A 25,228-nucleotide genomic window follows, 5' to 3' on the forward strand; every position below is an offset into this window, starting at 1 on the left:
TTGCATGAATATCGCTCATGTTGGTACGAGCGTCATACTGTAGAATCGCGGCGTTTTTTTACAATCGGGATCAGCAGCATGTCTTACTGCTTCATTGGTTTTGTGTTGCTGTTTCTCAGCTGGGGCGCCGTGGCGCAAGAGCCCACGATCTCGTACAGCCGTGATATTCAACCGATCTTCACCGAGAAGTGCGTGGCCTGCCATGCGTGCTACGACTCGGCCTGTCAGCTCAATCTGGGCAGTGGCGAGGGCGCGGCCCGGGGCGCGAGCAAGATGCCGGTCTACGATGGCGAGCGCACCCAAGCGGCACCGACTACTCGGCTGTTCTACGACGCCTTTGGCAAACGTGCCTGGCAGCAGAAAGACTTCTATTCAGTGCTCGATGCGCAGGGCAGTCAGGCGGCGCTGATGGCGCGCATGCTCGAACTCGGGCACAAGACGCCGCTGACACCGAACGCCAAACTCCCGCAAGACATCGTGCTGGGCCTGAATCGCGAGAACATGTGCGCGCTGCCCGCCGAGTTCGAAGGCTACGCCGGCGCTCATCCGAAAGAAGGCATGCCGCTGGCGGTCACCGGGCTGACCGATCAGCAATATCAGACGCTGCAGCGCTGGCTGGCCTCTGGTGCGCCGATTGATGAACAAGGCTTGGCACCGAGCGCCAAAGAGGCGCTGCAGATCGTCCAGTGGGAAAACCTGCTCAACGCCCCCGGCGCACGGCAAAGTCTGGTCGGCCGCTGGTTGTACGAGCACTGGTATCTCGCACACCTCTATTTCAAGGATGGCGAGCCGGGGCATTATTTTCAGTGGGTGCGTTCGCGTACACCGAGCGGTCAGCCGATCGACCTGATCGCCACCCGTCGCCCCAACGATGATCCGGGCACTCAGGTGTATTACCGCTTGTGGCCGGTGCAGGGCGTGATTGTGCATAAAACCCACATCACCTATCCGCTGAGCGCGGCGAAGATGGCGCGGGTCAAAAGCCTGTTTTACAGCGGCAATTGGCAGGTCAATGCGCTGCCCGGTTACGGCCCGCAGAGCCGCGCCAATCCATTCGCGACGTTCGAAGCGATTCCGGCGCAGGCGCGTTATCAGTTCATGCTCGACAACGCTGAATACTTCGTCCGCACCTTTATTCGCGGCCCGGTGTGCCGGGGGCAGATCGCCACGGACGTGATCCGCGATAACTTCTGGGCACTGTTCCAGGCACCGGAACACGACCTGTATATCACCGACCCGAAATATCGTGGCCAAACTACGCCGTTGTTGGCGATGCCGGGGCAGAACGACGATGTCGGCAGCGTCCTCAGCCTGTGGCACAACTACCGCGACAAGCGTAACGAGTACGAGGCTTTGCGCCGCGACAGTTATGCCGATCAACCGGCGCCGAGCTGGTCGACGCTGTGGGCGGGCAACGACAACGCGTTGCTGAGTATTTTCCGCCACTTCGACAGCGCCTCGGTGAGCAAAGGCCTGATCGGCGAGGTGCCGCAAACGATGTGGCTGTTTGACTATCCCTTGCTCGAGCGCACCTATTACCAGTTGGCGGTCAACTTTGATGTGTTCGGCAACGTCTCGCATCAGGCGCAAACCCGCCTGTATTTCGACCTGATCCGCAATGGCGCCGAGCAAAACTTCCTGCGCCTGATGCCGGCCGATTCCCGTGAGGATTACCTCGACGATTGGTATCAGAGCAGCGGCCAGTTCAAGATGTGGCTCGATTATGAGGCGATTGACGACGATAAGCCGACCGCGCTGAAGCTCGACGAAAAAGACCCGAAATACGACTTCGCCATGCAATTACTCGCGCGTTACGGCGATCTCAATGCACGGCCCGATCCGATCAACCGTTGCGATGGCGCTTACTGCTCGCGGCCGAACATCGAGCCGGCGCTGCAAAATGCCGAACAGGCGCTGAGTCGCCTGACCTCGCGCCCGGCCGCCGGTTTGAAGGTCATCGACCAACTGCCGGAAGCGACCATGCTGCGCATTGAAACTGCCAGCGGCAAACGCGAGGTCTACAGCCTGTTGCGCAACCGCGCGCACAGCAACGTGGCATTCTTGCTCGGTGAATCCCTGCGCTACCAGCCGGGGCTGGACACCCTCACGATTTACCCGGGCGTGCTCAGCAGTTATCCGAATTTCATCTTCAACATTCCGGCCGATCAGGTGCCGGCGTTTGTCGATGCGATGGAGAACGCCAAGGATGCCAACCGCTTCGAGAAAATCGTCGAACGTTGGGGGATTCGTCGCAGTCATCCGCAATTCTGGTTGTATTTCCACGACCTGAGTCAGTACATCCACGAAACCGATCCGGTGGAAGAGGGCGTGCTGGACATGAACCGCTACGAGAATCTTTGATCGTTTGAAACAGGCCGACTGTCATAGCTTCAGGTAACACACAAATCCCCTGTGGGAGCGAGCTTGCTCGCGAAGGCGGAGTGTCAGGCACCGATATACTGAATGTGCCGTCGCTTTCGCGAGCAGGCTCGCTCCCACAGGGTGAAGTGGTGTTTTTGCAAATGTTAGCGGGAGCGGCCGATGTTGATTTCAGTGCAAGCCTTGCGTGCGCTTGCAGCGTGGACGGTGGTCTGCCACCACTTCATGCAGATTTTCTTCGACTTCCAGGCACGCGGGCCGATCGGGCAACTGTTCATCGACAAAGGCGCGGTGGGCGTCGATATCTTCTTTGTCATCAGCGGGCTGGTGATCTTCCTGTCTACCGAGAGCAAACCGTTGCCGCCGGCGCGGTTTCTGCTGTACCGGCTGTTTCGCATCGTCCCGGCGTATTGGCTGTACACGCTGCTGATGGCGCTGCTGGTGGTGTTTGCCCAGCCGTTGCTGCCGGATCAAACGGTGGACTGGCCGCATTTGCTGCTGTCGTTATTGTTCATCCCGACTGAGAACCCCGGCGGTTACGGTATCTATCCGACGCTGAATGTCGGCTGGACGCTCAATTACGAAATGCTCTTCTATCTGCTGTTTGCCTGGGCGCTGTTGTTTCGCTTGCAGGTGCGCTTGCTGGTGGTCGCGGCGCTGTTGTTTGCCGTGTGTCAGACCTGGACCGGGTTTGGCTGGATCAGTCAGTTCTATCGCTCGGACATCGTCTACGAGTTTCTGCTGGGGATTGGCATCGGCATGCTTTATCGCCGGGGCTGGATCGGCGCCGGCCTGTGGTTGCCGCTGCTGGCGATCGGCGCGGCATTGTTGACGATCTACCACTTGGCACCGGCGCCACGGCTGCTGAACTGGGGCGTGCCGAGCGCAGTGCTGGTGATGGCGTGTATCTCACTTGAGCGTTATGTCGAGCGCAGCCGGGTGCTCAAACTGCTCGGCGATTGCTCGTATTCGGTGTATCTGATGCACGTTCTGGTGCTGTCGGCGGGTGGATTTGTCGCGCAGCGCTACGCGATCAACCCGTATTTGATGTTCGCCGTGTGTGCGCTGACGATCGGCATCGGCTCGTGGTTGAGCTACGAATGGGTGGAAAAGCGCAGTTACCATTGGCTCAAGTCGCAGGTCGACGAGAAGCCCGACGAGAATCTTTCCCGACAAAAATACTAGGACTTTGTCCGGCGCAATGATTGGCGTAAACTGCGCCCAAGCCTGCGAGGAGTTTCCATGACCGCTATTACCATTACCGACGCCGCCCACGATTACCTGGCCGATCTGCTTTCCAAGCAGAACACCCCGGGCATCGGCATCCGCGTCTTCATCACCCAGCCTGGCACCCAGTACGCCGAAACCTGCATTGCCTACTGCAAGCCGGGCGAAGAAAAACCTGAAGACACCGCGCTGGGGCTGAAAAGCTTCACCGCGTATATCGATCACTTCAGCGAAGCGTTTCTCGATGACGCCGTTGTCGACTACGCCACCGACCGTATGGGCGGTCAACTGACCATCAAGGCGCCAAACGCCAAAGTACCGATGGTCAACGCCGACAGCCCGGTCAACGAGCGCATCAACTATTACCTGCAAACCGAAATCAACCCGGGGCTGGCCAGCCACGGCGGTCAGGTCAGCCTGATCGATGTGGTTGAAGACGGCATCGCCGTGCTGCAGTTCGGTGGCGGTTGCCAGGGCTGCGGCCAGGCGGACGTGACCTTGAAGGAAGGCATCGAGCGCACACTGCTCGAGCGCATCCCTGAACTGAAAGGCGTTCGCGACGTGACCGACCACACGCAGAAAGAAAACGCCTACTACTAAGGTGTTCGCTGCGGACATGAAAAACGGCGCCCCGTGAGCGCCGTTTTTTTATGGGTGAAATGTACCGACGCCTTCGCGAGCAAGCTCACTCCCACATTTGATCGCATTCCAAATGTGGGAGCGAGCTTGCTCGCGAAGGCGGCTTCATGGGCGATAGAGATGCGCATGCCCGGCGCGATACAACGATGACTCGCTGAACACCTCACTGCCCAACACCCGACCCACCAGAATCAACGCCGTACGCCGAAACCCTTTGGCCTCGACCTTTCCGGCGATATCCGCCAGCGTCCCGACTACCCAATCCTGATCCGGCCATGTTGCTCGGTGAATCACCGCAATCGGGCAATCCGCGCCGTAGTGCGGCAACAGTTCGGCCAGAATCTTATCCAGATGATTAACGCCCAGATGAATGGCCATGGTCGCGCCGTGCTGCGCCAGACTGCCGAGTTCTTCGCCTGCCGGCATCGCGGTCTTGTCGGCGTAGCGGGTCAGAATCACGCTTTGCGACACGTCTGGCAGGGTCAGTTCTGCGCCCAGTAGCGCGGCACACGCTGCCGTTGCCGTCACACCGGGAATGATCTCGAACGGGACATTCAGCTCGCGCAGATAACGGATCTGCTCACCGATAGCGCCATAAAGACTCGGATCGCCGGAGTGCACCCGCGCCACATCCTGGCCCTGGGCGTGCGCGGTTTTGATCAAATCGATGATCTGTTCCAGGTGCAATTCAGCGCTGTTGACCACCGTTTCAGCCGAATGGCCGTCGAGTACCGCCGCCGGCACCAGTGAACCTGCGTAGATAATCACCGGGCAACTGCGGATCAGACGCTGGCCTTTGACAGTGATCAGTTCCGGGTCGCCGGGGCCGGCGCCGATGAAGTAGACGGTCATCGTTGAATCCTGAGTAAAAGAGGGCACGACCGCGTTGCAGATGAACAACGCTCATGATCAATGGCGGGGATTATCGGGATTTTACGCAGCGCCGGCCAATGCCAGTGTTGCCTGAGCGTATTTTTGCCGGGAAATCAGCAGTTTTGCCGGGGCTTGAATCAACTGTTCGGCGAGGGCCAGTGCGGCACTTTCGGCAACGCCGTAGCAACCGGTGCGTTCGTAGGCGATCTCGGAACGGTGGCTGAGTCGTTCCTGATAACTGGCCAATTCCTCGCTGCTGAAATACAGCAGCGGCAGCGCCAGTTGTGCGGCGAGTTCCTGTAGACCGGGTTCATCGCGCTTCAGGTCGATACTGGCCAAGGCCTTGACCGTTTGCAGCTCAATCCGATGCGCCTGTAACGCCTGATCAAGTAACGCGCGCAGCGTGCTGGCCGGGCAGCCGCGCTGGCAGCCCAGGCCGACCACGAAGGTCGGCGCTGCGCTGTCATTGGTCATGCGTGGTATTGGCCCGCGCTTTTGCGGCGGAACAACCAGGCGCTGATCAGGCCGAGGGCCAGCCAGAACGCGACGTTGGTCAGCTGCGAAGCGATTTTGAACTGCGCTTCCAATGCCTCGGGTGCGAGCATCGAATGCACTTGCGGCTGCGGTGCGCCGATCACGTGCGGCACAGCGAGGATCGCCACCCCAAGGACTTTCATCAGCCAGTGGCGGCTGAACACGATCAGTGCCAGGCCGACTGCGGTCGACGCCGCCGTACCGATCCACCACATTTGGCGCGAGGCCAGATCAGCCGCTGCGGTGCCCGGCAATTCAGGCGGCAGGCCCAGGGTGGGAGCGAGGACGAAGGTGGCGTAACCGGCCAGGCCCCAGAGCAGGCCTTGCGAGGTTTTGGTCGGGGCGCGCAGGGTGTAGAGGCCGGCGAGCATCAGGGCGAAACCGACAGCCACCACCAGATTACCGCCGGTGGTCGAGACCACGCGCTGCCAGCCGTCTTCCGGCTCCCAGGCTTCGGCGTCGTGGCTGTGACCGGCCATGGCGCCTTCGGCGTGTTCATGCACGGCGACGGGCTCGGCTTTCTCGAAGGTTTCCGCTTGTAGAATCAGCGGCGAGACCCAGAAGCTTTGCAGCAGGGTGAGGAGCAGGGCGGCCAGCAGACCGGTGAAACCTGCGGTTTGCACAATACGCTTGATCATGTCGGCAGGTCTCAGTGGCACGGGAACGCGGCGCTGTGGCGGGTATCGTGGGCGGCGTTGTGCACCGCTTCGATGTGCGAGAAGCCGGCGAAGTAGACCAGGCTGGCGCCGAGGATCGACGCGAAGATCGCGGCGCTCAGGCGTTGGCTCAGTGTGGCGGTGCTGGAGATTTTGTCGGTGTTGCTGCCGGTGCTGCTGATGATCGACATGGCGCTTCCCTCTGGAGTGTCAGCGGGTGAATCGAGCGCATGAAAACCCCTGCGGGTCAGGCGCGCAGAGGTTCGAACAGCGCCCGCCCACCGCGGGTTTGTTATGTTCAGCGACGCACAAATGCGCGCTGTGTGTTGCGGGCCGGTCTCCGGGCTCACGAGGGGTTGGCGTCAGGCCGACCTGCAAGCGTCACCTTCCCATGCCTTGCCGGCACAGTGGTTTTGACGCTTCGCTCGCTTACCGTTGCGGGGGCAGCACCGGACTGACATGGGCTTGAGTAAAGCACATGATTCACCGGTTTCCCGTTTCACCCCGTGAAGGGCACCCGTAACAAGTTGTGTAGGAGAGCATGGGGGTGGGGTTTTGGTCAATTTTTGGGTGTATATCCGTTGCTGCGGGTGTTGCTGATTAGGGTTCCGCCCTTACGGCGGGTCACTTTTTCCAGACGCCGAAAAAGTAACCAAAAAGGCTTTGCCCTGACGTTCGGCCCTCGCTGTGGCTCGGGTTCCTTCGCTGCGGGATTGATCCGGGGTTCATCGCCTACGGTTTGCTTCGCTGCACCTCCTCTCGATGTGTTTGGCTGCGCCAAACGGTCGCTGCGCTCCCACCCCGGATCAATCCCTCCGCTCAGCCTGCCGACGGGCTCCGAGATCAAGATCAAGAGCAGGCGAGCTGACACTCGGCCTATTGAGTGGTGAGGAGCACAGCGTGGTCGGCTTTGGATTGGTGGTGGATTTTTCCCTCACCCCAGGCCTCTCCCGAGGGAGAGGGAGCTGATGGTGTGCCTCTCAAAATTTGCGTTCAACTCGGTATCGCAAGTCGGCGTAGCTCTCCCAAACACTGCGTTCAATCCCCTTTCCCTCCGGGAGAGGGCTAGGGTGAGGGGCTCTTGATCTGGCTTTGGCTTTGGCTTTAGCTTTGGCTTTAGCTTTGGCTTTTGATCTTAAGCCCCTTCGGCAGGCCGAGCGAAGGTGTTCATCCGGGGATCAGGCGCGCAGCGCCGTGCGGCGCAGCCGCACACATCGAGAGGAGGTGCAGCGAAGCAAACCGTAGGCGATGTCCCCGGATGGACACCGTAGCGAGGGAACACTGAGCCTCAGCGAAGTGCCGTACGCCGGGGCCAAGCCTTTTGGGTTACCTTTTCGGCGTTTGGAAAAGGTGACTCGCTGTAAGAGCGAAACCGCCAGCGGCGGCACCCGCAGCAACGGATATGCCCCCAAAACCAAACCCCAACCCATTGACCCATAACCACCCGATGCGTAGCCTTGCGCTTTCGAGGTTCTTCGGCCCACGCCGAAGCTAAGAAGGGAACGCGGTCAATGCCGCGGCTGCCCCCGCAACTGTGAACGGTGCTGTTCGCTGCCACGCCACTGCCAGCTCAATCGATGAGCCAGCGGGAAGGCGCAGCAAACGCCAGGCCCAACGCCTGAACACCGTCAGCCAGGAGACCTGCCTCGACACAGATTCTCACTACAACCGGGCGGGGTGATCCGGTGGCGAACGCTTCCGGCGCGCACGCGCGTGGCCGGTTCTCGTCCCGTATGCCCGCCGCTTGCCAAAGGGCATACCGATGAAAACACTGGCCAAACTCCCCGTCACCATCGTCACCGGCTTCCTCGGCTCGGGCAAAACTACATTGCTGCGCCACATGCTCGACAACGCTCAGGGCCGTCGCATCGCGGTGATCGTCAACGAGTTTGGCGAGTTGGGCATCGACGGTGAAATCCTCAAACAATGCACCATCGGCTGCACCGAAGAAGAAGCCACCGGCCGCGTTTACGAATTGGCCAACGGCTGCCTGTGCTGCACCGTTCAGGAAGAGTTCTTCCCGGTGATGCGCGAACTGGTCGCGCGTCGCGGCGATCTCGACCACATCCTCATCGAAACCTCGGGCCTGGCCCTGCCAAAACCGTTGGTGCAAGCCTTCCAGTGGCCGGAAATCCGCAGCGCCTGCACCGTTGACGCGGTGATCACCGTGGTCGACAGCCCGGCTGTGGCCGCCGGTACCTTCGCCGCGTTCCCGGATCAGGTCGATGCCCAGCGCAAACTAGACCCGAACCTTGATCACGAATCGCCACTGCACGAGTTGTTCGCCGACCAACTGGCCAGCGCCGACCTCGTCATCCTGAACAAGGCCGACCAGACCAGCCCGGAAGACCTCGCTCGCGTGCGCGCTGAAGTCGCCGAAGAGCTGCCACCGGCGGTGAAAATCATCGAAGCCAGCAACGGTCGCCTGCCACTGGACGTGTTGATCGGCCTCGGCGCCGGTTCCGAAGAACACATCGACAGCCGCCACAGCCATCACGACCATCATCACGGTGAAGGCGATGACGATCACGATGACCACGATCACGACGCTTTCGATTCGATCTCCATCGAACTGCCGCAAGCCGACGAAAGCCTGCTCCTCGACGCCCTGACGCAACTGGTGGTCAAGCACGGCATCCTCCGCGTCAAAGGTTTCGCCGCCATCCCGAACAAACCAATGCGCTTGCTGATCCAGGGTGTGGGCACGCGTTTCGACAAGCATTTCGACCGTCAGTGGGGCGCCGATGAAGCGCGCGTGACGCGTCTGGTGTTGATCGGTCAGGAACTCGACGCCGCGCAACTCGAAGCGCAACTGCGCGCTGCGCTTAGCGTTTAAGCCATGCACCTGCTCAGGACCCAGCCCGGCGGATTCGTCTCGGATGACAACATTGCCGACCTTGGACAAACCCCCGCCGAGCTGGTGATCCTGTGCAGCGGCGACTCCAGCCTCGCGCTGCTCGCCGAAGCGGCGCAGCAGTTGCCGGAAGATTATCCGAGCCTGCGTCTGGCCAATCCGATGCAGGTGCAGAATCACGCTTCGGTCGATCTGTACGTCGATGAAGTGCTGCGCCACGCCAAGGTGATCCTGATTTCGCTGCACGGCGGCATCGCCTATTGGCGTTACGGCGTCGAGCGTCTGATCGAGTTGTCCGAGCGCGGCGTGCAGGTGATTCTGGTGCCGGGCGATGATCGGCCGGACCCGGAACTCAGCGACTTGAGCACCGTCAATGCCGAGGATCGCGACCGCCTCTGGCAGTTTTTGCGTCAGGGCGGGCTGGGCAATGCGCTGGATTTCTTCCGCTGCCTGGCCAACCGTTGGCTCGCCCGCGATTACGCTTGGGACGAACCGCAAACCCTGCCGCGCACGGCGATTTACCATCCACAAAAAAACACCGCCGCACTGAGTGACTGGCAAGCCGAATGGCTGCCCGAGAACCCGGTGGCGGCGGTGTTGTTTTACCGCTCGCACTTGCAAGCGGCGAACACCGCGTTCATCGATGTGTTCTGCCAGCGCTTGCAGATGGCAGGGCTTAATCCGCTGCCGATCGCAGTGGCCAGTCTGAAAGAACCCGGCTGCCTGACGGTGGTCGAGGATTGGCTGGACGAAGTCGCGGCGGGGGTGATTCTCAACACTACCGGTTTCGCCCAGTCCAGCCCGGAGGCGCCGCACTTGCGGCCGTTTCGCCGCAACATCCCGGTGATTCAGGCGATCTGCGCGCAAGACAACGAGCCCGGCTGGCGCGCCAGCGAGCAGGGCCTTGGCCCACGCGATCTGGCCATGCACATTGCCTTGCCGGAACTCGATGGGCGCATCATCAGCCGGCCGATCAGCTTCAAGGATCTGGCCTGGCGCAGCGAGCGCAGTCAGTCCGATGTGGTCTGCTATCGCGCGCAGCCCGAGCGCATGGATTTCGTCGCCGAACTGGCGCGGCGCTGGAGCGCTCTGGCACGGGTGCCGAACGGCGAAAAACGCATCGCGCTGATCCTCGCCAACTACCCGACTCGCGACGGACGCATCGGCAACGGCGTCGGTCTCGACACGCCGGCAGCGGCGCTGAATATTCTGCGCGCGTTGCAGGCGGACGGCTATCCGGTTACGGCAGAGTTGCCGAATAGCGGCACCGAGTTGATTCAGCAATTGCTCGGCGGCGTCAGCAACGATCTCGACACGATTGATCTGCGCCCCTGCCAGCAAAGCCTGGCGATGGACGCTTACCTGACGATGTTCAACGCACTGCCCGACGCCAATCGTGCCGCTGTGGTTGCGCGTTGGGGCACGCCAGAAAACGATCCGATGTACCGCGACGGGCGGATGATGATCGCCGGCATTCGTTTCGGTCTGACCTTTGTCGGCATCCAGCCGGCGCGCGGCTATCAGGTTGACCCGAGCGCGGTGTATCACGACCCGGATCTGGTGCCGCCGCACGGCTATCTCGCGTTCTATTTCTGGCTACGCAACACTTACGGCGCGCACGGCGTGATTCACGTCGGTAAGCACGGCAACCTCGAATGGCTGCCGGGCAAAGGCGTCGGGTTGTCGGAGAATTGCTGGCCGGACGCATTGCTCGGGCCACTGCCGAACATCTATCCGTTTATCGTCAACGACCCGGGTGAGGGCGCTCAGGCCAAGCGGCGTACGCAAGCGGTGATCATCGACCACTTGATGCCACCGCTGACCCGCGCCGAAACCTACGGCCCGTTGCGCAATCTGGAATTGCTCGCCGACGAGTATTACGAAGCACAACTGCTCGACCCACGCCGCGCGCGGGAGTTGCAGCGCGACATTCTGCAACTGGTGCGCGATACCCAGATCGACCGTGAACTGCAACTCGACGCGGCGCTGGACAGTGATGCCGACGCGGCAATCTGGTTGCCGCGACTGGACACGTATCTGTGTGATCTGAAGGAATCGCAGATCCGCGATGGCTTGCATATTTTCGGTGAGTCGCCGAGCGGGCGACTGCGCATTGATACGTTGTTGGCGTTGCTGCGGATTCCACGCGGAGACGGCAAGGGTGCGCAATCGAGTCTGCTGCGCGCGCTGGCCAAGGCATTCGAACTGGGTTTCGATCCGCTCGATTGCGCGCTGGCTGATCCATGGACAGGCCCACGTCCCGCAGAGCTGCAATCTCAAAGCGACGAGATTTGGCGCACTGCTGGCGACACCCGCGAACGCCTCGAACTGTTCGCCACACAGCTGATTTCCCAAGCCCTGCACAATCCCTGTGGGAGCGAGCTTGCTCGCGAAGGCGTCGTGTCAGCCAACACTTCATTCACTGACACGCAGCTTTCGCGAGCAAGCTCGCTCCCACAGGGATCGGGGTGGTCTGATGTAAATGCGATCATCCAATCCCTGCGTGAAGTCGTCGCCCCACGCCTGGACGCCTGCGGCCCCGCCGAAATGCGCGGTCTGCTCGACGCCCTCAGCGGCCGCTTTGTCCCTGCCGGCCCAAGCGGTGCGCCAAGCCGTGGGCGCCTCGACGTGCTGCCGACCGGGCGCAATTTCTATTCGGTCGACGTGCGCAACCTGCCGACCACCACCGCCTGGCGCATCGGTTTCCAGTCAGCGACGTTGATTCTTGAGCGCCATTTGCAGGACCACGGCGATCACCTGCGCCAGCTCGGCTTATCCGTGTGGGGCACGGCGACCATGCGCACCGGCGGCGATGACATCGCCCAGGCCATGGCGTTGATGGGCGTGCGTCCGGTGTGGGCCACCGGCAGTCAACGCGTCGATGATTTCGAGATCCTGCCGCTGAGTCTGCTCGATCGTCCGCGTGTGGATGTCACGTTGCGCGTGTCCGGGTTTTTCCGCGATGCGTTTGCCAACCTGATCCGCCTGTTCGACGCGGCCGTGCAAGCAGTGGCTGCGCTGGATGAACCGGACGATCTCAATCCATTGGCCGCCAAAGTCCGTGCCGAGCGCGAGGCGCTGCTGCAATCGGGTCTCGACGAAGACACCGCGCGGCGTCAGGCCGGTTGGCGAATCTTCGGCGCCAAGCCCGGTGCCTATGGCGCCGGTGTGCAGGGCGCGATCGATGGGCGTTTGTGGCAGACCCGCGAGGACCTCGCCGAGGTCTATCTCAACTGGGGCGCCTACGCCTATGGCGGCTCCGACGAGGGCACCGCCGCGCGCGAACAGTTCGTCCAGCGCCTCAGCCAAGTGCAAGCGGTGCTGCAGAATCAGGATAACCGCGAGCACGACTTGCTCGATTCCAACGACTATTACCAGTTCCAGGGCGGCATGCTCGCCGCCGTGGAAAGCCTGCGCGGTGAAGCTGCAGCCAGTTATCACGGCGACCACAGCCAACCGGATCTGCCGAAGATCCGCACCTTGAAAGAAGAGCTGAACCGGGTGATCCGTTCGCGCGCGGCCAATCCGAAATGGATCGACGGGGTCAAGCGCCACGGCTATAAAGGCGCGTTCGAACTGGCGGCGACGGTCGACAACCTGTTCGCATTTGATGCGACGACGCAGTTGATCGATGATCACCAGTACGCGTTGTTGGCGGATGCATATTTGCTCGATCCGGCGACGCGGGAGTTTGTTCGCGAGCATAATCCGCATGCGCTGCGCGATATGACTGAACGGATGATTGAGGCGCAGCAGCGCGGGATGTGGCAGGAACCGGGGGCTTATAAAGAGGCGTTGGAGAATCTGTTGCTGGATATCGAGGAAGATATGTAGCCGGTCAAAAGCTACCCTCACCCCAGCCCTCTCCCGGAGGGAGAGGGGGCCGATCTGTGGGGTGTTCAAAACTTAAGTTCAACTCGATATATCAAGTCGGCGTAATTCGCCAGAACACCTCGGTCAGTTCCCTCTCCCCCCGGGAGAGGGCTAGGGTGAGGGCCACCCAACTGACACCCCACAACACTCAAGCACACCAAAGACCACGACAGAGAAAACCCAAATGACCGACACCCCGCATTTCCCGCTCTCCGCCGTGGTCGGCGCCGATGACCTCAAGCTCGCCCTGTGCCTCACCGCCATCGACCCGAAAATCGGCGGCGTACTCATCGAAGGCCCGCGCGGCATGGCCAAATCCACCCTGGCTCGCGGTTTGGCCGATCTGCTCGCCAGCGGTCAGTTCGTCACCTTGCCGCTGGGCGCCACCGAAGAACGTCTGGTCGGCACCCTCGACCTCGACGCTGCGCTCAGTGCCGGGCGCGCGCAATTTTCCCCCGGTGTGTTGGCCAAGGCTGACGGCGGCGTGCTCTATGTCGATGAGGTCAACCTGTTGCCGGATCACCTCGTCGATCTGTTGCTCGACGTCGCCGCCAGCGGCACCAACCTGATCGAGCGCGACGGTATCTCCCATCGGCATTCCGCGCGGTTCGTGTTGATCGGCACGATGAACCCGGAAGAGGGTGAGTTGCGTCCGCAATTGCTCGACCGTTTTGGTTTGAACGTCGCCCTCAGTGGTCACACAGTGCCGACCGAGCGCGGGCAGATCATTCGCCGCCGACTGGATTTCGACCACGACCCGCAAGCGTTTTGCGCGCATTGGGAAACACAGCAACAAGCGTTGCGCGAACGTTGCGAAAACGCCCGCGATGCCTTGGCCAGCATTCCGCTGGACGACGCTGCACTGGCGCAGATCACCGAGCGTTGCTTCGCTGCTGGCGTCGATGGCTTGCGCGCCGATCTGGTGTGGTTGCGCGCGGCGCGGGCACATGCCGCGTGGCGTGGTGCTGACGCCATTGAGAAAGAGGATATCGACGCCGTCGCAGAATTCGCCTTGCGCCATCGTCGTCGCGAACAGCCTGCATCCAGCCCACAACAACCGCCGGCGCAAGCGCCAGGCAACGCGCAGACCGAGCCGAGCGAAGGGCAGGGCCAATGGGGCGACATGCCGGCCCCGGCACTCGCCACCGGCGCGCGCCGTGAAGTGCCGAGCTGGCCAAAAAAGCCCTAGGCATTCGCCCCCGATCCGAAGTGGGGGCGAATGCCAGACCCCGCGCCGGACAGCTGGACCACGGACGTCAGGGCAAGCGCCATGCTGCCCTTGGCGGTACGGTGAACTGGCCGGGAACGCTGCTCAATGGCCGCCCGCAAACCCGCGATGATCTGCTGTTTGCGCAACGCACGCGCACGCCACATGAATTGTGGCTGGTGATCGTCGATGCCTCGGCTTCTACCCGTCGCCATCAGGCCTTGAGCGATGCCAAAGGTCTGCTCGCGCAACTGTTCGATGACGCCTACCGCCAGCGTGCGCGGTTGGCGTTGTTGACTGCCAGTGGTTCGGCGCCGAAGTGGCAGGTGCAGGGTTTGAAGGCCTCCAGCGGTTTGCGCGTGTGGCTGGATACACTGGGTGCGGGCGGCGGCACTCCGTTGCTGGCGGCATTAACCGAGGCGCAGCAATGGCTGACGTTGCGACGCAAACGCTTTCCCGCCGAGCAGCAGCGTTTGCTGGTGGTGACGGATGGCCGCTTGAAAGACTGCGGCGCACTGCCGGCGCTGGCGTGTCGCGGATTGTTGATTGATATCGAGCGTGGGCCGATTCGGCTTGGTCGGGCGAGGGATCTGGCTGAGGCGTTGGGGTCAGAGTATCGACATATCGATGAGCTGATTTGCTTCTGATACTTTCTGTGTCTGCTCGCGATTGCATCGACTCGGTCTAGAAGCCAACAACCAAAACCCGCATCCCATGCTCTATGCTGCACCCAGCCCAATCACAAGGAGTGAGCGATGCGCGTTTTGGTCAAAAACCCTCAGGACGATTTCCGCGTCAAGGCCTACGCCGGCACCAACGGTGTACTGCTGGCGATGGACCTCGCCGAGTCCCGCCGCCAGGGTTTACTCGGCTTCGCCATCGAAAAGCAGCAGGGCGCCAAACCCTGGTTGTTCCTGTTCAACAGCCTGACCTTCCCCGGTAAAACCCACACATTTGCGCAATTTCATGCCACGCCAAGCGATAAAGCCCCGCTGCAGAAGTTTCGCTGGGCCGATTACGCGGCCAATCCGGGGATGACGATCCATTACCGGGTGCACTTGGCGTACGGCACGCCGGATGCGCCGCTACTGGGCGAAGCGCTGGAGCTGACGATCACTTGCGACGATGGCCAGCCCAGCGCGCAAAGCGTGATCTTCAACCGCGCGGTCGCCGCCAGCCAAGCGTTTCAGCGCAAGTTTCCCGACCTCGACGCACAGATCAGCACCAACAAAAACATGCCCATCGAAGCCTGGCCCGATGCCGCGCGACAGTGGTTGGAAAATGGTTTGCTCGGGCGTCTGCTGGGGTTTATCGAGCGCGCGGTCGACGCACAGTGGGCGCTGGACATCGCGATCTACGAATATCAGTTGCAGGTCATCGTCGACGCGGTCGATGCCGCGTTTGCGCGGGGCGTGCAGGTACGCGTGCTGTATCACGCCCGGCCGGATGACGAAGACACCACGATCAACCAAGCGAGCCTGGCGAAACTGCCGGCAACCAGCAAACGGGGGCGCATCACCCACAACATTTTCCACAACAAATTCATTGTTCTCAGTCGTGTCGGCGAGGGCGGTCAGCGCACGCCGCAAGCGGTCCTGTGCGGCAGCACCAATTTCACCGCCAACGGCGTGTATCGCCAGGCCAACGTGGTGCATGTTCTTGAAGACGCGGCGGTGAGTGCGAGTTATCTGCGCACCTTCGAAGAGGTCTGGGCCACGCCTGCCGACGTCGGTGCCACGCGTGACTGGATCACCGCGCACAACCCGATGGACGCCACACAGCCGCTGTCCGCCGGGTTCTCGCCGCGCACCGGCGGTGCCGATCTGCGTGAGTTCGTCGAGATCATCGAGGCGGCGCACAAGGACGTGTTGTTCGTCACCGCGTTTACCTTGCCCGACAGCATTCTCAACGCTCTGTTAGGCAAACCCCACGACGACATCCTGCGGTACGGCCTGCAGAACACCGCCAGCCGCATCACCGGTTTTCACGCCGACCGCACGGCGGAATTCGCCGCCACCGCATTGCTCAATACCGGTCTGGAAGGCTGGCTGCGCGAAAACATGAAGGGCCAGAAGGGCAACTTGCTGGTGCACACCAAAGCGGTGGTCACCGACTTCACCACGGATGCGCCGACGATCATCAGCGGCAGCCACAACCTCAGCGCTTCAGCGAGCAATGGCAACGACGAAAACTATCTGATCATTCGCGGCGACACCGACCTGGCGGATCGTTACGGCCTCGAACTGCTGCGGTTTTACGAGCATTACCGCTTTCGCTATTTCGCGAAGAAACTGGCGTTGAAGCAGGTGAGTCCGTTGGCTGTGGATGACAGCTGGACCAACGATTACTACCTCGAAGGCGATTTGCGGCAGCTGTCGCGGTTGCGCTTTGCCGGGCGCTGATAGCGCGCTGGAACAACTCCTTCAGCGGCTATTCGATGTGTTTTACAGATTTTGAAATGATTTGCCGCTGTAGGAAATGTTCCCAAAGCCTGTACGCTCCAAGGCCATTTTTCATTCAGGATTTGCATGAACACCCTCTCGGAGCCTCCCAGTTTCAGCTTCCCCTCGCGCCATGGCGCGGTCTTGACGCACTCGCAGCATCCAGTTTTTCGACTCCCGACCATCGTTGATAACGCGGCTTTAGCGCCTTCGCGTTGCACTTTGCCGTGTCCGGCTGCCTGAATTCACTGAGAGAGATAGAGACGTTTTATGGAATGGTTAGCGGATCCCACGGCCTGGTTGGGCTTGTTGACATTGATCGTGCTGGAACTGGTGCTGGGTATCGACAACCTGGTGTTCATCGCCATCCTCGCGGACAAGCTGCCGCCGCATCAGCGTGACCGTGCGCGGATCATCGGCCTGTCGTTGGCGCTGATCATGCGTCTGGGCCTGTTGGCGAGTATTTCCTGGCTGGTGACCCTCACGCAGCCGTTGTTCGAGGTGTTCGACAAGAGCTTCTCCGGCCGAGACCTGATCATGCTGTTCGGTGGTGTGTTCCTGTTGTTCAAGGCAACGATGGAGTTGCACGAACGACTGGAAGGCCACGTTGGCGAGCGATCGAGCAACACAGCCTATGCGCTGTTCTGGCCGATCGTGGCGCAGATCGTGGTGCTCGACGCGGTGTTCTCGCTCGACGCGGTGATTACCGCCGTGGGCATGGTCGATGAGCTGGCGGTGATGATGATCGCGGTAATCATCTCGATCGGTCTGATGATCGTCGCGAGCAAGCCGCTGACGCGCTTCGTCAACGCGCACCCGACGGTGATCATGCTGTGTCTGGGCTTCTTGATGATGATCGGTTTTGCCCTGACCGCTGAAGGCCTGGGTTTCCACATCCCGAAAGGTTATCTGTACGCCGCCATCGGTTTCTCGATTCTGATCGAGGTGTTCAACCAGATCGCCCGGGCCCGTCGCAAGCGCTCGATGCAGGGCCTGCGGCCGATGCGCGAGCGCACCGCTCACGCGGTGATGCGCCTGCTGGGCGGACGCAAACTGGCGGCGGAAGAGGTTGGCGAGGAGATCTCTGACCTGCTTGACGACGGTGACGCGCCAAGCGCGGAACTGTTCGACCGTCGCGAGCGGGTGATGATCAGCGGCGTATTGCAACTGGCCGAGCGCCCGATCCGTCGCTTGATGACGGTACGCGCCGATGTCGACAGCATTGATCTGGCTGACGACGCCGAAGCGATTCGCACCAAGCTGATGCATTCCTCTTACTCGCGTCTGCCGCTGATTCGCCACGGTGCGGTGGATGAGCCACTGGGTTTTGTGCACAAGAAAGAATTGCTCAAGGAATACCTCGCCGGCGTTGAACCGAATCTTGAGCATCTGGCGCGCAAGACGATCAACCTGCTCGACAGCTATTCGATCCTCAATGCGCTGGAGCAGATGCGCGCGGCATCGACGCACATTGCCTTCGTGGTCAACGAATTCGGTGATTTCGTCGGCGTGCTGACGATGACCGACATTCTTGAATCGATTGCCGGTGAGTTGCCGGACGCCAGCGAAATCGAAGGCCCGGACGTGGTCGAGGCGCAGGGCGGGTTTATCGTCAGCGGCGCGTTGAACCTGGCGCGAGTGCGACAACGTACCGGGTTTGGCGCCGAAGCGACTGAGGACTATCAGACCATGGCGGGGCTGGTCATGAGTTTGCTGGATCGTCTGCCGGTTATTGGTGATCGTCTGGAACTCGATGGTTGGCACATGACGGTCAAAGCAGTGGAAGAGCGGCGGGTGACGCGGGTGCTTTTGGTGCGCGCCAGCGCTTAAAAGTATTGTCGACCGTAAGGCCCCATCGCTGGCAGGCCAGCTCCCACAGGATTTGGTGTCGGACTCGGAATTTTTGAGCGCCATCGAACCTGTGGCTGGTTTGCCAGCGATGACAATCTGTCCGCCTATGTAGATGTCACTGGGGACTATTCAGTCTGCATGTTCAACACAGGCTCCGCAGGCGTGCCCGAGGGACAGTGCGCAGAGTACGAAGTGTTCGGCGCAACCACGCCATATCATGCCGGTGCCTATGCGGAGTCGATGGAGCTTTGATCTTGCCGATGTGCTCGGCGAAATCCCGTGCGAGCGTTTCTTCAGTGCCGATGCCTTTGAGCTTCTTCACCAGTTTGCCGTTCTTGTAAAACAGCACCGTGGGCGTCCCCGTTACCAGCGGATGGCGCGGCGACTCGCGGGTATTGAGCATGTAGATATTGGCGCGATGCCGATATGGCTCGGCTGTCTGGCGAAAGATCGGGCCGGCCCACTCGCAGGCGGGGCAGTGCTCGTTGGCGAAATACAGGATCACCGGACGCCAGGTTTTCAGGGCTTTGCGGTAGGTGGGGGGCAACGTGAAGAGGGGGATATTCGCGCTCATGAGCCTGTCCTTTTCGGGCGTCGTTGAATCAGGTGACGGTAAACCTGCCCGGACACTGCGCCTACTGTCAGAGTTGACAGGTGTAACCCGCGCGGTTTTGTGTCAGGTGCCCTGAAATGTGGCGCGAATACCCGCCGTGTGTAGCCTACGGTAGCGTGTCTTCAGGAGGCCTTACGTAACAGCGCCTCCCTGCCTTTTTGCATCTCTTTGATTTCGAAAACATTTCGCTTCGTCGCAGATTCTCGTCCAATCCTGTGGCACACTTTCTGCTGTCTATTCCGTAGTAACAAAACGAGTTCCGGTATAGCGGAATAAACAACCTCTGGAGTGCTTGCCATGCATCGCCGACCTTCCTTGTTCAAAGCGTGTGTTTTTGTTCTTGCGGCTTCGTCCGCTGTCATGGGCACGGCCCAGGCGGCCGACAGCAAGCTCGACAGTGTTCTGGCCCGTGGCAAATTGATTGTCGGTACTGGCAGCACCAATGCGCCGTGGCACTTTCAGGGCGCGGACGGCAAGTTGCAGGGGTTTGATATCGACATCGCGCGGATCGTCGCCAAAGGTCTGTTCAACGACCCGAGCAAAGTCGAGTTCGTCGTGCAGTCGTCTGATGCGCGGATCCCCAATCTGCTCACCGACAAGGTCGACATGAGCTGCCAGTTCATTACCGTTACAGCCAGCCGTGCGCAGCAAGTGGCGTTCACGCTGCCGTACTACCGCGAAGGTGTTGGTCTGCTGCTGCCGAACAACAGCAAGTACAAGGAAATCGAAGACCTGCAAGCCGGCGGCGACAGCGTCACCGTGGCGGTGCTGCAAAACGTCTATGCCGAAGAATTGGTGCATCAGGCCCTGCCCAAAGCCAAGGTCGATCAGTACGACAGCGTCGACCTGATGTACCAGGCGGTGAACTCCGGTCGCGCCGATGCCGCTGCCACCGACCAGTCCTCGGTCAAGTACCTGATGGTGCAGAACCCTGGCCGCTATCGCAGCCCAAGCTATGCGTGGAGCCCGCAAACCTACGCCTGCGCAGTCAAACGCGGCGATCAGGACTGGCTGAACTTCGTCAACACGGCGTTGCATGAAGCCATGACCGGCGTTGAATTCCCGACTTACGCCGCCTCGTTCAAGCAGTGGTTCGGTGTTGATCTGCCTTCCCCAGCCATTGGTTTCCCAGTCGAATTCAAATGATCCCGTGAGAGTGGGGCGATTTACTTCGCCCCGCTCAAGGTACTGCTGACCATGAACTATCAGTTGAACTTTGCCGCCGTGTGGCGCGATTTCGACACCTTGCTGGCGGGGCTCGGTCTGGGCCTTGAACTGGCACTGGTGTCGATCGCCATCGGCTGCGTGATCGGCCTGCTGATGGCGTTTGCCTTGCTGTCAAAGCATCGCGCCTTGCGGGTGCTGGCTTCGGTGTACGTCACGGTGGTGCGGAACACGCCGATTCTGGTGTTGATTCTGTTGATCTACTTTGCCTTGCCGAGCCTGGGGATTCGTCTGGACAAAATCCCGTCGTTCATCATCACCCTGTCGTTGTATGCCGGTGCGTACCTGACCGAAGTGTTCCGCGGTGGTTTGCTGAGCATCCCCAAGGGCCAGCGCGAAGCCGGGTTGGCCATCGGTCTCGGCGAGTGGCAGGTCAAGGCCTACGTCACGGTGCCGGTGATGTTGCGCAATGTCTTGCCGGCACTGTCGAACAACTTCATTTCGCTGTTCAAGGACACCTCGCTGGCCGCCGCGATTGCGGTGCCGGAGCTGACCTATTACGCGCGCAAGATCAACGTCGAAAGCTACCGGGTGATTGAAACCTGGCTGGTGACCACGGCGTTGTATGTCGCGGCCTGTTACCTCATTGCCATGCTGCTGCGTTACCTCGAGCAGCGTCTGGCAATCCGCCGATAGGAGGCTGCGATGTACGAATCTCCCAGTTGGTTACATGAATTGTGGGTCGCGCGTGAACCGCTGTGGCAGGGCTTTTTGACCAGTGTGCAAGTGTCGGCGCTGGCGATCCTGCTCGGCACTGTGCTCGGCGTGGTCACCGGTCTGGTGCTGACCTACGGCAAGTTCTGGATGCGCGCGCCGTTCCGTTTTTACGTCGACCTGATTCGCGGTACACCGGTGTTTGTATTGGTGCTGGCCTGCTTCTATATGGCGCCGGCACTCGGTTGGCAGATCAGTGCATTTCAGGCTGGGGCCTTGGGGCTGACGCTGTTCTGCGGCTCCCACGTCGCCGAGATTGTCCGTGGTGCGCTGCAAGCCTTGCCGCGCGGGCAGATGGAAGCGAGCCAGGCCATCGGCCTGACGTTCTATCAATCCCTCGGCTACGTACTGTTGCCTCAGGCATTGCGGCAGATCCTGCCGACCTGGGTCAACTCGTCCACCGAAATCGTCAAGGCCTCGACCTTGCTCTCGGTGATCGGCGTCGCCGAATTGCTGCTCAGCACGCAACAGATCATCGCCCGGAACTTCATGACTCTGCAGTTCTACCTGTTCGCCGGTTTTCTGTTCTTCGTCATCAACTACGGCATCGAATTACTCGGCCGGCACATTGAAAAGCGGGTGGCCCTGCCATGACTCAAGCTCAAGTTTCCCCACAGAATCAGGCGTTGCTGGACATCCGTGGCCTGCACAAACAGTACGGCGCAGTCGAAGTGCTCAAGGGTGTCGATCTGAGCATGCAGCGCGGCAACGTAGTGACGCTGATCGGCTCCAGCGGATCGGGCAAGACCACGCTGCTGCGTTGCGTGAACATGCTCGAAGAATTTCAGGGCGGACAGATTCTGCTCGACGGTGAATCCATCGGTTACGACGAGGTCAACGGCAAGCGCGTTCGGCATGCGGAAAAAGTCATCGCCCGCCATCGCGCGATGACCGGCATGGCGTTCCAGCAGTTCAACCTGTTCCCGCATCTGACCGCGTTGCAAAACGTCACCCTGGGCCTGCTCAAGGTCAAGAAGATGCACAAGGACGAAGCCGTGGTGCTCGCCGAAAAATGGCTGGAGCGCGTTGGCCTGCTGGAACGGCGCAATCACTTTCCCGGCCAGTTGTCGGGTGGTCAGCAACAGCGCGTGGCGATCGCCCGGGCGATTGCGATGAACCCGAGTTTGATGCTCTTTGATGAGGTCACCTCGGCCCTCGACCCGGAACTGGTCGGCGAAGTGCTCAACGTGATCAAGGGCCTGGCCGAGGACGGCATGACCATGCTGCTGGTGACCCACGAAATGCGTTTTGCCTTCGAGGTCTCGGACAAGATCGTTTTCATGAATCAGGGGCGGATCGAAGAGCAGGGGCCTCCCAAGGAGCTGTTCGAACGCCCGCAATCACCGCGTCTGGCTGAGTTTCTCAAGAGCACGCGGTTTTAACTTTCGTTTTGAATCAGGAGAAGTTCCCATGAGCATTACCCGTTACGGCACCGGCAGCACCGCCGCGGGCGGCCAGCCCCGTCCATTCGCTCGCGCCGTTGAAGCGGATGGCTGGCTGCATGTGTCCGGCCAGGTGCCGGCGGTGGATGGCGAAATCATTGTTGGCGGCATCGTCGAGCAGACCCACCAGACCATGAAGAACCTGATCGCGATTCTCGAAGAAGCCGGTTATGGCCTGGAAGATGTCGTGCGTGCCGGGGTGTGGCTGGATGATCCGCGGGATTTCAGCAGTTTCAACAAGGTTTTCGGCGAATACTTCAAACCTGAACACGCACCGGCGCGGGCTTGTGTGCAGGCGAGCATGATGGTTGATTGCAAGGTTGAGATCGACTGCATTGCCTACAAGAAGAAAATCTGAGTGAAGCTTCCCCCTCACCCTAGCCCTCTCCCGGAGGGAGAGGGAACTGATCTGTATCGATGCAGAGTCAGCGTTTATCAGTGATTTATGCATCGACACGGTCAGGCTCCCTCTCCCTCGGGGAGAGGGCGGGGGGTGAGGGCAGCAATCCAACTGACACAACCCCTAGGGCCAGTTACCATCCGGCGACTTTGAATGGGAACCACTGAAATGACCGAAGACACCATCAAGCGCCGGGCCCGCGGTCTGGACCGGGCGTTCGATATCCTCGATTTCCTCAAGGAGATCGGCCAGCCGCTGCGCCCGAACGACATCGCCAACGGCATCGGCAGCCCGAAATCCACGGTCTACGAACTGGTCGCTTCGCTGCTGGAGCGGCGGATTCTGGAACCGGTGGGCAAGGACGGTCACGTCTATCTCGGCCGGCAGTTGTACTTTCTCGGTCAGGCGCATTTGCGTCATTTCGACCTCAGTCGCGAAGCCGATCACGCCTTGCAGGAGATCGTCAGCCAGACCCATGAAACCGCGCAGATGTGCCTGCTCAACGGGCGCAAATACACGGTGGCACTGATGAAGGAGGGCGAGCGGCACTTTCGCATTTCTTCCGACATCGGTGAAAACGCCCCGATCCCGTGGACAGCCTCCGGGCGCTTGTTGCTCGCGCATTTGAGCGATCAGCAGATCATCGATTTGATCGACGAAGACGATTACATCCTGCCGGACGGCGAACGCTTGCCGCTGGAGCTGTTCCTGGCGCAAATCCGCCAGGCCGGCATCGATGGATTCTTCTCTTTCGACAGCGTCGCCGACACCTTTACCCATTGCTTCGCCGCCCCGGTCAAAGACCCCCAAGGCGTAGCGATTTGCACCTTGTGCATCGTCGCCCCCCGGGCCGATGCGAAGAACAATTACAACGACTATCGCCGGGTTCTGATCGAGAGCGCCAACAGCCTCGCCCGGCGCATCAACGAATAACCACGGCTGCCTGCCGCCGTGAATACGAGGAGTTCGACCATGACGACTGCCATCAATTCTGCTGTGGAAAAGGGCGACGCCGCCGTCGGCGCGCAACTGGTTCGCGACGTCAGCCTGCCGGCCCTGGTGCTGCACCGCGAGGCGCTCGAGCACAACATCCGCTGGATGCAGAAGTTTGTCAGCGACAGCGGCGCGCAACTTGCGCCTCACGGCAAAACCAGCATGACCCCGGCACTGTTCAAGCGTCAGCTCGACGCCGGCGCATGGGGCATCACGCTGGCCAGCGCTACTCAGACGCGCGCGGCCTATGCTCACGGTGTACGCCGCGTGCTCATGGCCAACCAGTTGGTCGGCACGCCGAACATGGCGTTGATTGCCGATCTGCTCGCCGATCCGTCGTTCGATTTCTATTGCATGGTCGACCATCCGGACAACGTCGCCGATCTCGGCGCCTACTTCGCCTCGCGCGGGGTCAAGCTGAACGTGATGATCGAATACGGCGTGGTCGGCGGGCGCTGCGGTTGCCGCAGCGAGCAGGAAGTCATCGCGCTGGCCAAGGCCATCAACGCGCAACCGGCGCTGGCCCTCACCGGCATCGAAGGTTACGAAGGCGTGATTCACGGCGATCACGCGGTCAGCGGGATTCGTGAGTTTGCGGCGTCCTTGGTGCGCCTGGCCGTGCAGTTGCAGGACAGCGGCGCATTTGCCATCGGCAAACCGATCATCACTGCCTCGGGCTCGGCCTGGTACGACCTGATTGCCGAATCGTTCGAAGCGCAGAACGCCGCCGGGCGTTTCCTCAGCGTGTTGCGTCCGGGCAGTTACGTGGCCCACGACCATGGCATCTACAAAGAGGCGCAGTGCTGCGTGCTCGATCGCCGCAGCGATCTGCACGAAGGTTTGCGTCCGGCACTGGAAGTCTGGGCGCACGTGCAGTCGCTGCCCGAGCCGGGCTTTGCGGTGATCGCGCTGGGCAAGCGTGATGTCGCGTTCGATGCCGGTTTGCCGGTGCCGTTGTTGCGTTACAAGGCCGGTGTGGTGCCGGCGTTGGGCGAAGATGTCGGTGCGTGCAAGGTCACGGCGGTGATGGATCAGCACGCGTTCATGACGGTGGCGCCGGGCGTTGAGTTGCGCGTGGGTGACATCATTTCCTTTGGCACATCGCACCCGTGCCTGACGTTTGACAAGTGGCGCGTGGGTTTGCTGGTGGATGAAGAGTTGTCGGTGATCGAGAGCATGGAAACCTGTTTCTAAGGCCCGAGACCGAGTGGCGGCCAATCGCTGGCAAGCCAGCTCCCACAGGGTTAAGTGTGATGAAAAGATCTGTGTACGACATGAATCCTTGGGAGCTGGCTTGCCAGCGATGAA

At 60.8% G+C, this 25,228-nt stretch carries 21 protein-coding genes and 2 riboswitches; of the genes, 16 read left to right on the forward strand and 5 right to left on the reverse strand.

Translation table 11 applies throughout. From position 1 onward, the window contains the following. The first annotated feature begins 78 nt into the window (after positions 1-78). The 3 genes from WA225_RS15680 (at position 79) to nfuA (ending at position 4,206) form a co-directional block, all read left to right on the forward strand. Positions 79-2,361, forward strand: a complete 2,283-nt coding sequence (locus WA225_RS15680) for a fatty acid cis/trans isomerase (RefSeq protein ID WP_422608594.1) — start codon at positions 79-81, stop codon at positions 2,359-2,361. Positions 2,362-2,541: 180 nt separating this feature from the next. Then, complete coding sequence (locus WA225_RS15685) at positions 2,542-3,564, forward strand: acyltransferase family protein (protein WP_422608595.1); 1,023 nt, start codon at positions 2,542-2,544, stop codon at positions 3,562-3,564. A gap of 57 nt (positions 3,565-3,621) precedes the next feature. After that, positions 3,622-4,206 carry a Fe-S biogenesis protein NfuA gene (nfuA, locus tag WA225_RS15690; protein ID WP_007912592.1) on the forward strand — a complete coding sequence of 195 codons (585 nt, stop codon included), beginning with the start codon at positions 3,622-3,624 and terminating at the stop codon, positions 4,204-4,206. Between the two features lie 144 nt (positions 4,207-4,350). Here nfuA and cobM read toward each other — a convergent pair whose 3' ends face one another. The 4 genes from cobM to WA225_RS15710 all read right to left on the reverse strand — a co-directional run bounded on the left by cobM (position 4,351) and on the right by WA225_RS15710 (position 6,499). Next, entirely contained in the window at positions 4,351-5,097 is a 747-nt protein-coding gene (gene cobM, locus WA225_RS15695; RefSeq protein ID WP_422608596.1) for a precorrin-4 C(11)-methyltransferase, read from the reverse strand. An 81-nt stretch (positions 5,098-5,178) separates the two neighbouring features. Then, complete coding sequence (locus tag WA225_RS15700) at positions 5,179-5,592, reverse strand: cobalamin biosynthesis protein (RefSeq protein ID WP_422608597.1); 414 nt, start codon at positions 5,590-5,592, stop codon at positions 5,179-5,181. Further along, entirely contained in the window at positions 5,589-6,290 is a 702-nt protein-coding gene (locus WA225_RS15705; RefSeq protein ID WP_422608598.1) for a CbtA family protein, read from the reverse strand. The genes WA225_RS15700 and WA225_RS15705 overlap by 4 nt, the downstream gene beginning before the upstream one ends. Positions 6,291-6,301: 11 nt before the next feature. Further along, positions 6,302-6,499 carry a CbtB domain-containing protein gene (locus tag WA225_RS15710; RefSeq protein ID WP_034152302.1) on the reverse strand — a complete coding sequence of 66 codons (198 nt, stop codon included), beginning with the start codon at positions 6,497-6,499 and terminating at the stop codon, positions 6,302-6,304. 123 nt (positions 6,500-6,622) lie between these two features. After that, positions 6,623-6,844: riboswitch (cobalamin riboswitch) on the reverse strand. Between the two features lie 915 nt (positions 6,845-7,759). Continuing rightward, positions 7,760-7,971, forward strand: a riboswitch (cobalamin riboswitch). Positions 7,972-8,070: 99 nt separating this feature from the next. On the opposite strand from WA225_RS15710, the gene cobW reads away from it, so the two are divergent. From cobW to WA225_RS15740, 6 genes are all read left to right on the forward strand, one after another. Beyond that, the gene (gene cobW / locus WA225_RS15715; protein ID WP_034154301.1) at positions 8,071-9,144 is read left to right on the forward strand and encodes a cobalamin biosynthesis protein CobW; all 1,074 of its coding nucleotides are present in this window, start codon (positions 8,071-8,073) and stop codon (positions 9,142-9,144) included. 3 nt (positions 9,145-9,147) lie between these two features. Next, entirely contained in the window at positions 9,148-12,996 is a 3,849-nt protein-coding gene (gene cobN, locus WA225_RS15720; RefSeq protein ID WP_422608599.1) for a cobaltochelatase subunit CobN, read from the forward strand. Between the two features lie 223 nt (positions 12,997-13,219). After that, the gene (locus WA225_RS15725; protein WP_422608600.1) at positions 13,220-14,224 is read left to right on the forward strand and encodes an ATP-binding protein; all 1,005 of its coding nucleotides are present in this window, start codon (positions 13,220-13,222) and stop codon (positions 14,222-14,224) included. Positions 14,225-14,244: 20 nt separating this feature from the next. Continuing rightward, positions 14,245-14,889, forward strand: coding sequence for a vWA domain-containing protein (locus WA225_RS15730; RefSeq protein WP_422608601.1), 645 nt, complete (start codon positions 14,245-14,247; stop codon positions 14,887-14,889). Positions 14,890-14,997: 108 nt separating this feature from the next. After that, positions 14,998-16,644: a phospholipase D-like domain-containing protein gene (locus WA225_RS15735; protein ID WP_422608602.1), complete on the forward strand. Its 1,647-nt coding sequence runs from the start codon at positions 14,998-15,000 to the stop codon at positions 16,642-16,644. A gap of 309 nt (positions 16,645-16,953) precedes the next feature. Then, positions 16,954-18,513 (forward strand): TerC family protein, encoded by a 1,560-nt coding sequence (locus WA225_RS15740; RefSeq protein WP_422608603.1) that lies wholly within the window; start codon positions 16,954-16,956, stop codon positions 18,511-18,513. A gap of 163 nt (positions 18,514-18,676) precedes the next feature. Here WA225_RS15740 and WA225_RS15745 read toward each other — a convergent pair whose 3' ends face one another. Then, positions 18,677-19,108 (reverse strand): thioredoxin family protein, encoded by a 432-nt coding sequence (locus WA225_RS15745; RefSeq protein WP_422608604.1) that lies wholly within the window; start codon positions 19,106-19,108, stop codon positions 18,677-18,679. A gap of 336 nt (positions 19,109-19,444) precedes the next feature. Here WA225_RS15745 and WA225_RS15750 point away from each other — a divergent pair, with 336 nt between their 5' ends. From WA225_RS15750 to WA225_RS15780, 7 genes are all read left to right on the forward strand, one after another. Next, the gene (locus tag WA225_RS15750) at positions 19,445-20,293 is read left to right on the forward strand and encodes a transporter substrate-binding domain-containing protein (protein ID WP_422608605.1); all 849 of its coding nucleotides are present in this window, start codon (positions 19,445-19,447) and stop codon (positions 20,291-20,293) included. A gap of 51 nt (positions 20,294-20,344) precedes the next feature. After that, a complete protein-coding gene (locus WA225_RS15755) occupies positions 20,345-21,007 on the forward strand; it encodes an amino acid ABC transporter permease (protein ID WP_003225455.1) in 663 nt (220 codons plus the stop codon). Between the two features lie 9 nt (positions 21,008-21,016). Next, positions 21,017-21,679, forward strand: a complete 663-nt coding sequence (locus WA225_RS15760) for an amino acid ABC transporter permease (protein WP_422608606.1) — start codon at positions 21,017-21,019, stop codon at positions 21,677-21,679. Further along, a complete protein-coding gene (locus WA225_RS15765; protein ID WP_007912331.1) occupies positions 21,676-22,467 on the forward strand; it encodes an amino acid ABC transporter ATP-binding protein in 792 nt (263 codons plus the stop codon). The genes WA225_RS15760 and WA225_RS15765 overlap by 4 nt, the downstream gene beginning before the upstream one ends. Before the next feature lie 28 nt (positions 22,468-22,495). Next, complete coding sequence (locus WA225_RS15770) at positions 22,496-22,885, forward strand: RidA family protein (protein ID WP_422608607.1); 390 nt, start codon at positions 22,496-22,498, stop codon at positions 22,883-22,885. A gap of 210 nt (positions 22,886-23,095) precedes the next feature. Next, a complete protein-coding gene (locus WA225_RS15775; protein WP_422608929.1) occupies positions 23,096-23,860 on the forward strand; it encodes an IclR family transcriptional regulator in 765 nt (254 codons plus the stop codon). A 39-nt stretch (positions 23,861-23,899) separates the two neighbouring features. Further along, entirely contained in the window at positions 23,900-25,114 is a 1,215-nt protein-coding gene (locus tag WA225_RS15780) for an amino acid deaminase (RefSeq protein WP_422608608.1), read from the forward strand. The last annotated feature ends 114 nt before the right edge of the window (positions 25,115-25,228 follow it).

The organism is Pseudomonas sp. (assembly GCF_049300855.1).
In the GTDB taxonomy this organism is placed as follows: Bacteria; Pseudomonadota; Gammaproteobacteria; order Pseudomonadales; family Pseudomonadaceae; genus Aquipseudomonas.

Excerpts from the sequence above, each read along its gene's own strand:
- WA225_RS15680 (WP_422608594.1), top strand. The coding sequence starts at position 79 with ATGTCTTACTGCTTCATTGGTTTTGTGTTGCTGTTTCTCAGCTGGGGC.
- WA225_RS15685 (WP_422608595.1), top strand. The coding sequence starts at position 2,542 with ATGTTGATTTCAGTGCAAGCCTTGCGTGCGCTTGCAGCGTGGACGGTG.
- nfuA (WP_007912592.1), top strand. The coding sequence starts at position 3,622 with ATGACCGCTATTACCATTACCGACGCCGCCCACGATTACCTGGCCGAT.
- cobM (WP_422608596.1), bottom strand. The coding sequence starts at position 5,097 with ATGACCGTCTACTTCATCGGCGCCGGCCCCGGCGACCCGGAACTGATC.
- WA225_RS15700 (WP_422608597.1), bottom strand. The coding sequence starts at position 5,592 with ATGACCAATGACAGCGCAGCGCCGACCTTCGTGGTCGGCCTGGGCTGC.
- WA225_RS15705 (WP_422608598.1), bottom strand. The coding sequence starts at position 6,290 with ATGATCAAGCGTATTGTGCAAACCGCAGGTTTCACCGGTCTGCTGGCC.
- WA225_RS15710 (WP_034152302.1), bottom strand. The coding sequence starts at position 6,499 with ATGTCGATCATCAGCAGCACCGGCAGCAACACCGACAAAATCTCCAGC.
- cobW (WP_034154301.1), top strand. The coding sequence starts at position 8,071 with ATGAAAACACTGGCCAAACTCCCCGTCACCATCGTCACCGGCTTCCTC.
- cobN (WP_422608599.1), top strand. The coding sequence starts at position 9,148 with ATGCACCTGCTCAGGACCCAGCCCGGCGGATTCGTCTCGGATGACAAC.
- WA225_RS15725 (WP_422608600.1), top strand. The coding sequence starts at position 13,220 with ATGACCGACACCCCGCATTTCCCGCTCTCCGCCGTGGTCGGCGCCGAT.
- WA225_RS15735 (WP_422608602.1), top strand. The coding sequence starts at position 14,998 with ATGCGCGTTTTGGTCAAAAACCCTCAGGACGATTTCCGCGTCAAGGCC.
- WA225_RS15740 (WP_422608603.1), top strand. The coding sequence starts at position 16,954 with ATGGAATGGTTAGCGGATCCCACGGCCTGGTTGGGCTTGTTGACATTG.
- WA225_RS15745 (WP_422608604.1), bottom strand. The coding sequence starts at position 19,108 with ATGAGCGCGAATATCCCCCTCTTCACGTTGCCCCCCACCTACCGCAAA.
- WA225_RS15750 (WP_422608605.1), top strand. The coding sequence starts at position 19,445 with ATGCATCGCCGACCTTCCTTGTTCAAAGCGTGTGTTTTTGTTCTTGCG.
- WA225_RS15755 (WP_003225455.1), top strand. The coding sequence starts at position 20,345 with ATGAACTATCAGTTGAACTTTGCCGCCGTGTGGCGCGATTTCGACACC.
- WA225_RS15760 (WP_422608606.1), top strand. The coding sequence starts at position 21,017 with ATGTACGAATCTCCCAGTTGGTTACATGAATTGTGGGTCGCGCGTGAA.
- WA225_RS15765 (WP_007912331.1), top strand. The coding sequence starts at position 21,676 with ATGACTCAAGCTCAAGTTTCCCCACAGAATCAGGCGTTGCTGGACATC.
- WA225_RS15770 (WP_422608607.1), top strand. The coding sequence starts at position 22,496 with ATGAGCATTACCCGTTACGGCACCGGCAGCACCGCCGCGGGCGGCCAG.
- WA225_RS15775 (WP_422608929.1), top strand. The coding sequence starts at position 23,096 with ATGACCGAAGACACCATCAAGCGCCGGGCCCGCGGTCTGGACCGGGCG.
- WA225_RS15780 (WP_422608608.1), top strand. The coding sequence starts at position 23,900 with ATGACGACTGCCATCAATTCTGCTGTGGAAAAGGGCGACGCCGCCGTC.